Source organism: Niveispirillum sp., from assembly GCF_052437035.1.
Classification (GTDB): domain Bacteria; phylum Pseudomonadota; class Alphaproteobacteria; order Azospirillales; family Azospirillaceae; genus Niveispirillum.
In genome coordinates this window covers 139165-152823 of record NZ_JBQVOH010000007.1, presented here as the reverse complement: position 1 = coordinate 152823, position 13659 = coordinate 139165, and the positions used below count along the sequence as shown (strand labels likewise).

Annotated in this window: 11 protein-coding genes; 4 read left to right on the top strand and 7 right to left on the bottom strand. The window is 65.0% G+C overall.

What is annotated here, in order from left to right; all coding sequences use genetic code 11:
* Nucleotides 1–97: 97 nt before the first annotated feature.
* Together ACT6Q8_RS17830 and ilvD are read left to right on the top strand one after the other, a co-directional pair.
* Nucleotides 98–1312: an MFS transporter gene (locus tag ACT6Q8_RS17830; RefSeq protein ID WP_444733527.1), complete on the top strand. Its 1215-nt coding sequence runs from the start codon at nt 98–100 to the stop codon at nt 1310–1312.
* A gap of 129 nt (nt 1313–1441) precedes the next feature.
* Entirely contained in the window at nt 1442–3301 is a 1860-nt protein-coding gene (gene ilvD / locus ACT6Q8_RS17825; protein WP_444733528.1) for a dihydroxy-acid dehydratase, read from the top strand.
* A 35-nt stretch (nt 3302–3336) separates the two neighbouring features.
* Here ilvD and ACT6Q8_RS17820 read toward each other — a convergent pair whose 3' ends face one another.
* Nucleotides 3337–3471, bottom strand: a complete 135-nt coding sequence (locus tag ACT6Q8_RS17820) for a hypothetical protein (RefSeq protein ID WP_444733529.1) — start codon at nt 3469–3471, stop codon at nt 3337–3339.
* Between the two features lie 523 nt (nt 3472–3994).
* Entirely contained in the window at nt 3995–5281 is a 1287-nt protein-coding gene (aceA, locus tag ACT6Q8_RS17815) for an isocitrate lyase (protein ID WP_054168058.1), read from the bottom strand.
* Between the two features lie 249 nt (nt 5282–5530).
* Here aceA and ACT6Q8_RS17810 point away from each other — a divergent pair, with 249 nt between their 5' ends.
* Nucleotides 5531–5923 carry a hypothetical protein gene (locus tag ACT6Q8_RS17810; protein WP_444733530.1) on the top strand — a complete coding sequence of 131 codons (393 nt, stop codon included), beginning with the start codon at nt 5531–5533 and terminating at the stop codon, nt 5921–5923.
* A gap of 4 nt (nt 5924–5927) precedes the next feature.
* Nucleotides 5928–7370, top strand: coding sequence for a helix-turn-helix domain-containing protein (locus ACT6Q8_RS17805; protein ID WP_444733531.1), 1443 nt, complete (start codon nt 5928–5930; stop codon nt 7368–7370).
* Here the strand turns inward: ACT6Q8_RS17805 and ACT6Q8_RS17800 are convergent, their stop codons facing one another.
* From ACT6Q8_RS17800 to ubiG, 5 genes are all read right to left on the bottom strand, one after another.
* Nucleotides 7371–8126 carry a gamma-glutamyl-gamma-aminobutyrate hydrolase family protein gene (locus tag ACT6Q8_RS17800; protein WP_054168061.1) on the bottom strand — a complete coding sequence of 252 codons (756 nt, stop codon included), beginning with the start codon at nt 8124–8126 and terminating at the stop codon, nt 7371–7373.
* Nucleotides 8127–8143: 17 nt separating this feature from the next.
* Nucleotides 8144–8788: a LolA family protein gene (locus tag ACT6Q8_RS17795; protein ID WP_444733532.1), complete on the bottom strand. Its 645-nt coding sequence runs from the start codon at nt 8786–8788 to the stop codon at nt 8144–8146.
* Nucleotides 8789–8819: 31 nt separating this feature from the next.
* Nucleotides 8820–9539 carry a carbonic anhydrase gene (locus ACT6Q8_RS17790; RefSeq protein WP_082372300.1) on the bottom strand — a complete coding sequence of 240 codons (720 nt, stop codon included), beginning with the start codon at nt 9537–9539 and terminating at the stop codon, nt 8820–8822.
* Nucleotides 9540–9678: 139 nt separating this feature from the next.
* Nucleotides 9679–12732 (bottom strand): ligand-binding sensor domain-containing diguanylate cyclase, encoded by a 3054-nt coding sequence (locus ACT6Q8_RS17785; RefSeq protein WP_444739413.1) that lies wholly within the window; start codon nt 12730–12732, stop codon nt 9679–9681.
* Nucleotides 12733–12883: 151 nt separating this feature from the next.
* Entirely contained in the window at nt 12884–13648 is a 765-nt protein-coding gene (ubiG, locus tag ACT6Q8_RS17780; RefSeq protein ID WP_444733534.1) for a bifunctional 2-polyprenyl-6-hydroxyphenol methylase/3-demethylubiquinol 3-O-methyltransferase UbiG, read from the bottom strand.
* Nucleotides 13649–13659: the final 11 nt, after the last annotated feature.

Genomic DNA, 13659 nt, shown 5'->3' with positions numbered 1-13659 from the left:
AGGCTTCACGGGCATGATATCGATTCCATTACCGGCCTCCTCCCGGTTCGGCCTGACCCGTTGCGCATGGCCGGCATCGCCCCCTGCCCCGCGGATCATGACCCCTTCCCGCCCCCGTTCCAGTTTGCCTGCCGCCCTGATCGCCATGGCGTTCCTGGCCTTCATCAGCCTCGGCCTGCCGGATGGGCTGCCCGGCGTGACATGGCCTTTCATCCGTGAAACCTTTGACCGGCCGTTGGGCAATCTTGGCATTTTGCTGATCTGCGGCACCGGTGGTTACCTGTTCTCTGGTCTGGCGGGCGGCAGCATCGTGCGCCGCATGGGCCTGGGTGTCGTGCTGACGGTCAGCAGCGCTGCCATGGTCGTCAGTCTGGCTACCTATGCCCTCACCCCATCCTTCTATCTGCTGATCCCTGCCGCCATCCTGGGCGGGCTGGCCAGCGGGGCCATTGATACGGGCATCAATCTCTATGGCGCCCGCCGTTTCTCCCCCCGCGTCATGAACTGGCTGCATGGGTCCTGGGGCCTGGGTGCCACCGCCGGGCCGCTGCTGATGACGGCTTCCATCACCATGGGCGCCGGCTGGCGCTGGGGTTATGCCCTGATCGCCCTGATCCTGGCCGGTATGGCCGTGATGTTCCTGGTGACCATGCGGCGGTGGGAGGAAGGCAAGGATACAGGGGGCGATAGCAATGGCGAGGCGACGGCCATTGCCCCCTTCACCGATGCCCTGCGCCATCCGGTGATCTGGCTGAATGTCGCCCTGTTCATGGTCTATTGCGGGGTGGAGATGGCGGCGGGTCAGTGGCTGTTCACGCTGCTGACGCGCCAGCACGGGATCGATGTCGGTACTGCCGGTACTATCGCGGGCCTGTACTGGGGCGCGCTGACCTTCGGGCGGCTGGTGTTCGGGCAGGTGACGGCGCGGGTGCGCCCCTTCAATGCCTTGCGGGCCGGCCTTGCCATTGCCCTGGTGTCGGCCCTGCTGTTCGCCTGGTTCCCCACGCCCGCCGTGGGCATGGCGGCAGCACTGGGGCTGGGCTTTGGCCTTGCCCCCACCTTCCCCACGCTCGTTTCCCTCACGCCTCTTCGTGTCGGTGATGCCATCGCCCCGCATGCGGTGGGGTTCCAGATGACGGCGGCGGGCGCCGGGGCCACCCTGATTCCGGGGGCGCTGGGCTGGCTGGCACAGCATCTGGGGCTGGTGGTGCTGCCGGTCTGGCTGCTGTTGGGCATGGTGCTGCTGATCGGCCTGTCGGAATTCGCCGAACGGCTGGTCCGCCGCCGCGCCGCCCTGGCCCGAGCGGCTTGAAGCGCTCCCCAGCGGGGGCATATACGGGTTGCAGGAATGTTGGATGCGGTTTGGCGACCGCATTCATATTATTCTGTCCATCAGCGATCATTTTTTGAAATCTTCGAACAAGCCTGAAGGAATACCCCCGTGCCGCAGCTTCGTTCCCGCAAAAGCACCCATGGCCGCAACATGGCCGGCGCCCGTGGCCTGTGGCGCGCCACAGGCATGAAGGACGAGGATTTCGGCAAGCCCATCGTGGCCATCGCCAATTCCTTCACGCAGTTCGTGCCCGGCCATGTGCATCTGAAAGACCTGGGCCAGCTGGTTGCGCGCGAAGTGGAGTCGGTGGGCGGCGTCGCCAAGGAATTCAACACCATCGCGGTGGATGATGGCATCGCCATGGGCCATGACGGCATGCTCTATTCCCTGCCCTCGCGCGAGGTGATCGCCGATGCGGTGGAATATATGGTCAATGCCCACTGCGCCGACGCCCTGGTCTGTATCTCCAATTGCGACAAGATCACGCCGGGCATGCTGATGGCGGCCCTGCGCCTGAACATCCCCACCATCTTCGTGTCGGGTGGCCCGATGGAGGCCGGCAAGGCACAGGTGAAGGGCAAGGAAATCGCCATCGACCTGATCGATGCCATGGTTGCTGCGGCCGATGACAAGTACAGCGACGAGGAAGTGAAGGTCATTGAACGGTCGGCCTGCCCGACCTGCGGTTCCTGCTCCGGCATGTTCACGGCCAATTCCATGAACTGCCTGACGGAGGCGCTGGGCCTGTCGCTGCCCGGCAACGGCACCACTCTGGCCACCCATGCCGACCGCCGCGGCCTGTTCGAAGAGGCCGGTCGCCGCATCGTCGGTCTGGCCAAGCGCTATTACGAGCAAGATGATGACGGCGTGCTGCCGCGCTCCATCGCGACGTTCGAGGCGTTTGAGAATGCCATTGCGCTGGACATCGCCATGGGCGGGTCCACCAATACCGTGCTGCACCTGCTGGCCGCCGCGCATGAGGGCGAGGTGAATTTCACCATGGCGGATATCGACCGCCTGTCGCGCCGCGTCCCCAACATCTGCAAGGTGGCCCCCGCCGTGGCCGATGTGCATATCGAGGATGTGCACCGTGCCGGCGGCATCATGTCGATCCTGGGCGAGCTGGCGCGCGGCGGCCTGCTGCATACCGATGTGAAGCGCGTGGATGCTAACAGCCTGGCCGAGGCACTGGCCCGCTGGGACGTGGCGCAGACCAACAACCCCGAGGTGGCGCATTTCTTCAAGGCGGCACCCGGTGGCGTGCGCACCACCGTCGCCTTCAGCCAGGCCAGCCGTTACCAGGAACTGGACCTGGACCGCGCCAATGGCGTCATCCGCTCTGTCGAGAACGCCTTCTCCAAAGATGGCGGTCTGGCGGTGCTGTTCGGCAATCTGGCGGAAGAAGGCTGTATCGTGAAGACGGCGGGCGTGGATGCCTCCGCCCTGGTCTTCGCCGGTCCGGCCCGCGTGTTCGAAAGCCAGGATGCCGCCGTCAGCGCCATTCTGGGCAACCGTATCCAGGCCGGCGATGTCGTCCTGATCCGTTATGAGGGGCCGAAGGGTGGGCCGGGCATGCAGGAAATGCTGTACCCGACCAGCTATCTGAAGTCGAAGGGTCTGGGCAAGGTCTGTGCCCTGATCACCGATGGCCGCTTCTCCGGTGGTACCTCGGGCCTGTCCATCGGCCATGCCAGCCCCGAAGCCGCCGAGGGTGGCACCATCGGTCTGGTGGAGGAAGGCGACCGGATCGAGATCGACATTCCCAACCGCCGCATCCATCTGGCCGTGTCGGATGAGGAACTGGCTCGTCGCCGCGCCGCCGAAGAGGCCAAAGGCGTCAACGCCTGGCAGCCTGCCGCCCCGCGCGAACGCGTCGTGTCGCAGGCGCTGAAGGCCTATGCCGCCCTGACCACATCCGCCGCCAAGGGTGCTGTGCGTGACGTCGGGCAGCTGACCCGGCGGAAGTAAGATCGTACCAAAAAGGGGAGGCGATCAGCCTCCCCTCACCCTTCTCTCCCAAACCAGACGAACATCACGCTGTCGCCCACACGGACGGCAACCCATTCGGCTTTTGTCTCTGTAATGGCCGGTGTCACCATCGGTTCATCGTTCAGGACAAGGGGTGTATATCCGTCCATGAGCATCTCCTGATTTAAAAGGGGTGAGCAGGACCCGGAACGACAACGCACCGCCCACCCCTGTCGCGGAGGCGGAACGGTGCGTTGTTATCCTGGGATCGAAGACCAAGATCCGGGTGCGGGCCGGACCCAGCCTTTATTGGGGTGTGTGATTGACGGTCCAGATGAAAGCCTCTGAACCGTCAATCACACCCGAAGGCGATGGGAGAGAGCGCCCACCATCGCCTGGTACCCTTTGTCTGAAAGGGCCCCGGGTCTGGTACGATCCGGCGGGGTCGGCGATCCATCGCGCCGTCCACCGGCTTTCCGCCGCCCCCTCCCATCCAGCGCGGAGGGGGGCAGAAAGGTGCCAGCCTGGGGGGCCAAGAGCCAGGGGGAAGGATGCAGCCCCTTCCCCCGGCGGACCCGCCCTTCCGTTCAGGAAGAAGGACGGATCGAAGCTGTTAATGTTCCCTCAATCGCCGGGCGCCGCCGGAGTGCCCCGGCCAAGGCCGGGATCACTCGGGGGGAACCTCTGAGCCTGTCAATGGAACTGATCGGTCTCGGTGCTGTCCTTCATGGCGGTGGTCGAAGACGTGCCGCCCGAGATGGCAACCGCCACAGCGTCGAAATAACCGGTGCCCACTTCGCGCTGGTGCTTCACGGCGGTGAAGCCCTGCTCGACGGCAGCGAATTCACGCTGCTGCATCTCGGAATAGGCGGCCATGCCGCGTTCCTTGTAGCCCTTGGCCAGTTCGAAGGTGGCCAGGTTCAGGCTGTGGAAGCCGGCCAGGGTCACGAACTGATACTTGTAGCCCATGGCGCCCAGCTCGGCCTGATACTTGGCGATGGTCGCGTCGTCCAGGTTGGCCTTCCAGTTGAAGGAGGGCGAGCAGTTATAGGCCAGCATCTTGCCGGGGAACTTCTTGTGCACGGCCTCGGCGAAGCGGCGCGCCTCGTCCAGGTTCGGCTTGGAGGTTTCCCACCACATCAGGTCGGAATAGGGGGCATATTCCAGGGCACGGGCGATGCAGTAATCGACGCCGACCCCCTTCTTGATGCGGAAGAAGCCTTCCGGCGTGCGGTCATTGCGGTCGATGAAGGGGTGATCGCGCTCATCCACGTCGCTGGTGATCAGCTGGGCCGACTCGGCGTCGGTGCGGGCCACAACCAGGGTGGAGGTGCCGCAGACATCGGCGGCCAGACGACCGGCATTGAGGGTACGGATGAACTGCTGGATCGGGATCAGCACCTTGCCGCCCAGATGGCCGCACTTCTTTTCCGACGCCAGCTGGTCTTCGAAGTGAACGGCGGCGGCACCGGCCTCGATCATGCCCTTCATCAGTTCAAACGCGTTCAGCGGGCCACCGAAACCGGCCTCGGCGTCGGCGATGATCGGCGCGAACCAGTAGGTGTCGCCCTTGCCTTCTGCCGTCTGGATCTGGTCGGCGCGCTGGAAGGCATTGTTGATGCGCTTCACGACGGCCGGGACGGAGTTGGCGGGGTACAGCGACTGGTCGGGATACATTTGCCCCGCCAGATTGGCATCCGCCGCGACCTGCCAGCCCGACAGATAGATGGCTTCCAGGCCGGCCTTGACGTGCTGGAGGGCCTGATTGCCCGTAAACGCGCCCAGCGTGTGGACATAGGGGCGGGTGTGCAGCAGTTCCCACAGGCGCCGGGCGCCCATTTCGGCCAGCGTGTACTCGATCTTCACCGACCCGGACAGGCGGCGCACATCCTCAGCCGTGAAGTCGCGCTTGATACCGTCATAGCGCTTGGCGTGGATGGCGGCGAGATCGATGCTCTGGGTCTGGTCCAACGGGGACATGTCTCAACTCCTGGCCTGGTGGGGCTCTCTGGTGTCTCGTGCGGGGTGCTTTTTGTTTCCGCCACCTTATTCCCGATACCGGGTTTGGTGTGCAGTGCAGCGCCGTTGAGATGAACATGGACCCCGGACATAAAATGATCAATAGAGTGAATTTCGTAAAATAGTATTGCTGTCACAGTCTGTAATGCCAATTGCTGTCATGTTGTAAAGTCTGTAAATTGACAGGGTGAAGCGGCGGAGGTCGGTGCCATGAAGAGTATCGCGGACAAGCTGGGGTGCAAGCCGGGCAAGCGGTCCTGGATGCTGGATGTCCCTGGAAATCTTCGGGAAATCATTGGTTTGCCGACCGAACGGCCTGATGGCGAGGTCGACCTGCTGCTGGGCTTTGCCGTGGATGTCGCGGCCCTTGGTACCCTGGCCGACCGCATGCTGCCGATTTACAAACGCGGTGGGGCCTTCTGGGTGGCGCATCCCAAGAAAAGCGGGTCGATCCGAAGCGATCTCTCCCGCGATGCGGGATGGGACCGCCTGACCCGCGAAGGCATGATCCCGGTCACCCAGATCGCGCTCGATGATGACTGGTCCGCCCTGCGGTTTCGCTATCGGGACGAGGTGAAACTGATTACGCGTAAGGAAGGCTAAGCCCATGTCCGACAAGAAGGCCATGTTGGGCCATAAGGTCCGCCGCCTGCGCCGTGACCTGAAAATGACCCAGGCGCAGATGGCAGAGGAGATCGGGGTTTCCCCCTCCTATCTGAACCTGATCGAGGCCAACCAGCGCCCGCTGACGGTGCCGCTACTGCTGAAGATCGCATCCGTCTACGGCATCGACATGGCCAGCTTTGCCGAAGATGACGAGACGCGGTTGGTGGCGTCCCTGCGCGAGGTGTTTGCCGATCCCCTGTTCGAGGCCGGCGACATCAAGGCCCAGGACATGAAGGAGGTGGCCGCCGCCGCGCCCAATCTGGGCCATGCCATCGTGTCGATGTACCGTGCCTATCGCGAGGCGCGGGAGGATCTGGGTGCCCTGGCGGAGAAGGTGGCCGACCGCGACAAGTTGCAGGTTATGGGCGCCCAGGCCTTCCCGCAGGAGGAAGTGTCGGAATTCTTCCAGGCCGAACAGAACCATTTTCCCGATCTGGAGATCTCGGCGGAAAGCCTGTGGATCGATGGCGATCTGGACAGCGGCAATCTCTATGGCACCCTGTCGGCGCATTTGCAGAAGAAGCATGGGGTGCGGGTGCGCCTGATGCCCATCGATGTGATGGGCGGTGCCATCTGCCGCTATGATCGGCATTCCAAGCGTGTGCTGATCTCCGAAATGCTGGACCCGGCGGGCCGCACCTTCCAACTGGCCAGCCAGGCGGCCCTGCTGGGGCAGGCGGCATTGCTGAATGCTGCTGTCTCACGCTGGTCGTTCAGCCATGAGGAATCACGCCGGCTGGCCCGGGTGGGGCTGGCCAATTACTTCGCATCGGCCCTCATGATGCCCTATGGACGGTTCCTGACGGCGGCGAAGGAGGTGCGGTATGACATCGAAATCCTGTCCCGCCGCTTCGTCGCCAGCTTTGAACAGGTCTGCCACCGGTTGACGGCGCTGCAACGGCCAGGGGCCAAGGGGGTGCCCTTCTTCTTCGCCCGCGTCGATCCCGCCGGCAACATGTCGAAACGGTTCAGTGCGGCACCCGGCTTTCATTTCGCGCGTTTCGGCGGCGCCTGCCCGCGTTGGCATGTGCATGATGCCTTTCGCCGGCCAGGGGAAATCCAGACGCAGCTGGCCCGCATGCCGGACGGCACTACCTTCTTTTCCATCGTGCGGACGGTGGAGAAGCCGGGCGGCGGCTGGAAACAGCCGGCGCGGCAGTTTGCGGTGGCTATCGGCTGCGACCTGGCCCATGCGGCACAGTTGGTCTATGCAGAGGGTCTGGACCTGTCCAACATGGACGCGGCCACGCCCATCGGGGTCAATTGCCGCGTCTGCCCGCGCCTGGATTGCACCCAGCGTGCCTTCCCGCCACTGTCCCACCGTCTGGCGGTTGATGAGCATATCAGGGGCGTGTCGAGCTATGTCAGCGTGGGCGCGGTATGATCACCGTGTCGAGTATGCCCTGACGGCATCCCCGAACGCGGTCAGCAGGGCCGCGTAGGGCGGATTCTCCCAGAAGCGCCATTCCGGGTGCCATTGCACGCCCATGGCAAAGCCTGGACCGCCCGTATAGCGCACGCCCTCGATCTGCCCGTCTGGCGCCACCGCCTCGATGGCCAGATCGTCGGCAATGCGGTCGATCCCCTGCTGATGCAGGGAATTCACCATCATTTCCGCCTGTCCCGTGATGCGGGCGAATTCACCGCCTTGTGTCAGGATCACGGGATGGACGGGTGCATATTGCACCTCCACCGGTGCCTCCTTCGGCTCCCGGTGGTCCATGCGGCCCGGCACCTCCTGGATACGCGGGTGAAGTGTGCCGCCCAGCGCCACGTTCAGTTCCTGAAACCCGCGGCAGACCGCGAAGACCGGGATGCCGCGCGCCAGGGCGCCTTTCAGCAGCGGCAGGGTGGTGGCATCGCGGGCGGGGTCCAGCGGCGGGGTCAGCATTGCATCGGGCAGGCCATAATGGGCGGTGTGCAGGTTGCTGGGGCTGCCCGTCAGGAACAGCCCGTCAAGCCGATCCAGTAGCCCCTCTACCTCCCACCAGTCGCCCAAGGCCGGGATCAGCATCGGCTGGCATCCCGCCCCATGGCTGACGGCGCGGATATATTTATCGCCCACGACATGGAACGGATGCGGACCCAGTTCACGCGCGTCGCAGGGCAGACCGACCAGCGGTTTGGCGGAACGGGTCATCGGGCAAGCTCCGTAGCTTAATCACGTTCCCGGCGGCGGCCGGCCTCGCGGAAATAGAACTGGTCCTTGTCCAGGCTGACGCCGAATTGCGGGTTCTGCAAGGCCACTTCGGTGGTCCGGCCCTGCGCATCCAGCACCCGCCATTTGCGAAGGCCGAAGGGCTTTTCCTCGAACACCAGGGTCAGGCTGCCCTGGCCGGGTTCCTTGGTCTGGACCAGGGTGACCTCCAGCACGCCGTCATCCTGGCCCATGCGGGTGACGGTGACGTCGCCAGACAGGCGGATATTGTCGCGCAACAGGAAATCGGCCAGCGTGCTGCCGATGGGGGCGTTCTGCTGCTCCTTGACCTCCGCATCCCAGAAATAGACGAAGCGGCCATCGGCGACGATGTAATTGCCGTTCTCAACATAATCGATGCGCATGCGCCCGGGGCGCAGCAGCTGGAACGTGCCGGTCGCCATAGCGGCGCCATCGTCGCTGGACTGGATGAACTGCGATTTCAGGCTGCGGATATCGTTGAGATAGGCCTCAACCGCCGGTAGACGGGCCTGTTCCTCCGCCGACAGGGCGGGCGGCGGCGGGGCCTTGCCCTTGGCAGGGGCGGCAGCGGCGGGAAGCGACAGGGCGGCGACGGCCAGAAGGCCCAGGATGATCTTGCGCATGGACATGTTCTAGCCGCCGATCATGGCCGGATTATGTATGGGCTGCCGTCTCTTCCGCTGAGCCTTCAACAGCGGCGGCAGCGGTGGCGGACAGGGCCGAATGGGTGGAATGGAATCGCGGGCGCGGCGGGGATACGGGCTGGAACTGCCCGGTGGCATTGTCCAGCACATGTAGTTCGGCGTCGGCCACGTCAAACAGCATGCCGCAGAGCAACAGGCGGCCTTCACGCTCTGCTTCCGCGATCCAGGGGAAGGTGCGCAGATTGTCCAGCGACAACCGGACCACGGCACGTTCCAGTTCCGGCAGGTCGGTTTCGGCGTCAGCCGGCAACCCTTCGCGCAGCTTGGTCAGGGCCGGTTCAGCAATCGACATCCAGTGATCGACAAAGTCAGACTTCTGGTCGCTGCGATCCTTGGGCAATGCTGCAACACCGCCGCACTGGCTGTGGCCCATGACCACCAGCAACTGCACGCCCAGTTCGCGCACCGCGAATTCCAGCGCTGCCGACGTGCCGTGATAATCCTGGTTGGGCTTATAGGGCGGAACCAGATTGGCGACGTTTCGAACAACGAAAAGGTCGCCCGGCTGGGCCGCGAAGATCAGGGTCGGATCGACGCGGCTGTCACAGCAGGTGATCAGGGCGGCCTTTGGCTTCTGGCCGGCCCAGGCCAGTGTGCGGAACAGGCCACGCTGCTGTTTGAAGTTCGTGCGCCGGAATTCCCGGAACCCTTCGATCAGGTCCTTCAGCATGGTGCGCCCCGCATTTACGGAAGGTTGGTAGACCGGACTGTGCGCCCGCAACATGACGGTACGGAAGGTCGCTGTCCAGACCAGTATGACGCTTCCATGTCATGGGGGGGCTGCGGTGGTGCCGGTAACAGTGGCGAATTCAGTCCGGCTGCACCCCTGCGGCGACCATCACCTTGTCACGGCCTGCATGCTTGGCGGCATAGAGCGCTTGATCGGCGCGGTGCAGCAGGGCATCCAGGCTTTCCCCCGCGCCGCGCCAGGCCGCCACACCCAGGCTGGCCGTCACCCGAACATCCTTGCCATCCAGGCTGGTGGTGGTGGCGGCAAAGGCCTGGCGCAGGCGCTCTGCCATGCCCGCTGCGCCTGCCAGATCGGTTTCCGGCAGCAACAGCACCAGTTCCTCCCCCCCGAAACGGCCGGCAAGGTCGGACCCCCGGATGGCGCCGGACAGGATGGCGGCGGCGGTGCGCAGAACGGCATCGCCCATGCGATGCCCATGCTGGTCATTCACCCGCTTGAAATGATCCAGGTCGATCAACAGCAGTGACAAAGGCCGCTGATGCCGCCCGGCGCGCAGCTGTTCGGCGGCGGCCAGTTCCATGAAACGACGGCGGTTCAGAAGGCCGGTCAGCGGATCGGTGCTGGCCAGCATGTCCAGCCGCGCATTAGCCGCCACCAGATCACGGGTGCGGTCCGCGATCTCCGCCTCCAGCCGGCTGCGCTGCCGGTGCAGGGCCCCGGTACGGGCCTGCACGATGCCGAACACCGCCAGGATGGTCAGCACCCCCATCCCCAGCCGCGCCCACAGCGTTTCATACCAATGCGGCGCGATGGAGATCGGTAGGGACAAGGTGGCCAGCGGCGCGTCCTGTCCCGCCTGCGATGCCTCCACCCGCAAGGTATAGTCACCGGCGGGCAGGTTGGTATAGCTGGCGCCCGGTGCGCGGGTGCCGCTGTCCAGCCAGCCCTGGTCGAAACCGTCCAGCCGGTGGCGGTAGCGCAGATCCCCCGGCGCCCGGTAATCCAGCAGGGAGAATGCCAGGGTCAGGTTGCGCTGGGCGGCATCCAGCGACAGGCGGCGCCCCGTTTCCGGCAACAGGGCCGGCGGCAGCTCCCGATGGTTGATCTCCATCCCGGTGACGCGCAGGACGGCGGCGGGTGGCGGCGCGGTATCATCATCGGGATCCAGGATAGTCAGCCCGCCCAGCCCGCCCAGCAGAATCTGTCCGCCCGGCCCCTTGGCGATATCACGGATCACGTAGAATTTCAGGTTGGCGCCGTCACGTTCGCCCAGCAGGGTGAAACGGCCCGATTGCGGGTCCAGCATGCCGACGCGCGACGGGGTGGTGAACCAGACGCGCCCCTTCTCATCAATACCCAGGCCGCCGATATTGTCATGGGGCAGGCCGTTGCGGCGGCGGATGGAACGGAAGCGGGGCTTGCCCCCCAGGTCCTCCACATCCGTTACGACCAGCCCGCCGCCTGCCGTGGACAGCCACAGCCGTCCATGCCTGTCCTCCGCGATGCCGGTGACATAGGCATGCGACAGGCTGTTGGGATCACCGGCATCGGGCCGATGGTTTCGGAAGCCGCCCTGCCCGTCGGTGACGGCCAGACCACCGGCTGTACCCACCACCAGTCTTCCGTCACCCAGCATGGTCAGGGAGCGGACATTGTCGTTGGGAAGGCTTTTGGGGTCGGCGGCATCATGGCGGAAGCGCCGGCACTCGCCCGTACCGATGTTGAAACGGCTCAGCCCGTCGAAGCTGCCGGCGATTATCTCCTGCCCCTTCGCGATCATCACATTGATGATCTGTCCTTCCAGACAGGGTACGGTCGACGGGGTGATGGTCATGGTGACCGGATCGATGGCGGCCACACCGCGCGCGGCGGCCAGCAGACGACCATCGGGCAGCGGTACCAGGGCGCGGACATCGCGACCATTGTTGGGCGGCGGCAGGCGCAACCGGTCGATACGGCCGGCGGCCAGATCCAGCACATCGACATCGCCATTGGCCAGACCCAGCCAGACCCGGGAGCGCGTGTCGGTATGTGCGGTGTAGACTTCGGGATTGGACAGGGCCATGGGCGAAAGCGGCGTGGCCGGCACCACCCGCAGCCGGTTGGCATGCGGATCATACCGCTCCACCCCCTGGTCCGTGGACAGCCAGACATTGCCCGTGCGGTCCAGCATCGCATGGCGCAGCCGGTCGCCATTCAGGCTGCCTGCCAGGACGGGGTCATGGCGCACCTGCCGCAACCGCCCTGTCATGGGGTCCAGGATGATCAGGCCGGCACCGTCGGTGGCGATCCACAGTCCCTTGCCCGGTACCTCCACCATCGACCGGATTGTCCGCCGCCCGGCCAGCCCGTCAGGTCCGGTCAGGCCCGCCACGGCGTGGGCGGTGCCGTCCGGCATCAGATAGGCGACACCGGCATCGCCGGACCCCAGCCATAACCGGCCCTCCCGGTCGCGGTGAATGACCCAGATTTCCGTGTTCACGGTGTCGGCGGCGGGGCCTGTCGCCTTGATGGGTGTGAAATGCGCCTCGCCCGCGCGCCGGCGCAGCAGGCCACCCATACCCCCCACCCACAGGTCGCCATTGGGTTCTTCCAGCACGGCGAACAGTTTGGGGTTCAATGGCTGCCCCGCGACATCCCGCAACGGTACCGGGCGCAGGACATTGTCGGCGGCCCGCCACAGGAAAAGCCCGTCATCGGCCACGATCCAGGCGGCATCGTCCGCCCCGTCGCGGGCCGCCGTCATCGCATAAATGCGGGCGCCGGGCCCGTCCTGTGCGCTGATCCGCTGGAAATGGTTGGTGGCGGCATCATACCGGACCAGGCCGGCGGCCCCCGTGCCGATCAGCATGCCCCCATCCGACAGGGGCAGCAGCGATCGCACATAAATCTCCGGCAGACGGTCGGGATCGTCCGGGTCGCTGTCCCATTGATGCAGGCGATAACCGTCATATCGGGCCAGGCCCGCGAAGGTCCCGATCCAGATCAGGCCGGCCTTGTCCTGGGCCACTGCACTGATTGTATCGTTGGGAAGCCCGTCGGCCACCGTCAGATCGGTGAACCCCATCGACGGGAAATCACCCCATGGGTCGGCATCCGCCCCGGCGGCGGGCAATATCCCGGCCAGGCACGCGAACAACAGACCGGCCAGGACCAGCCTGGCACGTGACAAGGGACGGTAACACATCTGTCAATTCGATACCGCAATGACGGCGCCACTATGCCGCGCGGCGTGCCTACTGGAAAGGCTTGGAACCTGACCGAAAGGATTATGCCTGTTTCCGGGGATACCCGACGTGGTGACGGACGATTGCCGCCCTCCCTTATCCGCGCGTACCCCACAGCATGTAGTTCACGTCCAGATCTTTGGCGGCCAGACTGAACCGGTCGGAGATGGGGTTATAGGCGACGCCCGTGACCTCCCGTACCTCCACGCCTGCCCGGCGCAGCGTGCCGGTCAGTTCCGACGGCTTCAGGAAACGTTTCCAGTCATGGGTACCGCGCGGCAGCCAGCGCAGCACATATTCCGCCGCCACGATGCCGAACAGAAAACTCTTGGCGGTGCGGTTCAAGGTAGCCATGAAGACCAGCCCGCCGGGCCGGGCCAGTCCCGCGATAGTACGCACGAACAGGTCGACATCGGCCACATGCTCGACAATCTCCATGGCCAGGACCACGTCGAACTGTTCCCCACTTGCCGCCAGATCCTCCGCCGTCGTGGCGCGGTAATCGACGGTCACGCGGGTTTCGGCGGCGTGCGCTGCCGCCGTCTTCACATTCTTTTCCGCCGCATCGATGCCCGTGACCGTCGCGCCCAGCCGTGCCAGCGGTTCCGACAGCAGCCCGCCGCCGCAGCCCACATCCAGGATGCGGATACCGTCCAGGGGACGGGGGGCATGGGGATCGCGGTCATGCGCCTTGCAGATCACATCGCGCAGCCAGGCCAGACGCACGGGATTGAACTTGTGCAGCGGCCGGAACTTGCCCGCCGGGTCCCACCATTCGGCGGCGATGCGGCTGAACCGCTCGATCTCTGCCGGATCGACGGTGGTGCGGGGCTGGACCTGGGCGTTGGCTGCGGCGTTCATGGTTCATCTCT

What these genes read in the sequence shown, in the direction of transcription:
- ACT6Q8_RS17830 (WP_444733527.1), top strand. Translation starts at nt 98, where the DNA reads ATGACCCCTTCCCGCCCCCGTTCCAGTTTGCCTGCCGCCCTGATCGCC.
- ACT6Q8_RS17820 (WP_444733529.1), bottom strand. Translation starts at nt 3,471, where the DNA reads ATGGACGGATATACACCCCTTGTCCTGAACGATGAACCGATGGTGACA.
- aceA (WP_054168058.1), bottom strand. Translation starts at nt 5,281, where the DNA reads ATGTCCCCGTTGGACCAGACCCAGAGCATCGATCTCGCCGCCATCCAC.
- ACT6Q8_RS17810 (WP_444733530.1), top strand. Translation starts at nt 5,531, where the DNA reads ATGAAGAGTATCGCGGACAAGCTGGGGTGCAAGCCGGGCAAGCGGTCC.
- ACT6Q8_RS17805 (WP_444733531.1), top strand. Translation starts at nt 5,928, where the DNA reads ATGTCCGACAAGAAGGCCATGTTGGGCCATAAGGTCCGCCGCCTGCGC.
- ACT6Q8_RS17800 (WP_054168061.1), bottom strand. Translation starts at nt 8,126, where the DNA reads ATGACCCGTTCCGCCAAACCGCTGGTCGGTCTGCCCTGCGACGCGCGT.
- ACT6Q8_RS17795 (WP_444733532.1), bottom strand. Translation starts at nt 8,788, where the DNA reads ATGCGCAAGATCATCCTGGGCCTTCTGGCCGTCGCCGCCCTGTCGCTT.
- ACT6Q8_RS17790 (WP_082372300.1), bottom strand. Translation starts at nt 9,539, where the DNA reads ATGCTGAAGGACCTGATCGAAGGGTTCCGGGAATTCCGGCGCACGAAC.
- ubiG (WP_444733534.1), bottom strand. Translation starts at nt 13,648, where the DNA reads ATGAACGCCGCAGCCAACGCCCAGGTCCAGCCCCGCACCACCGTCGAT.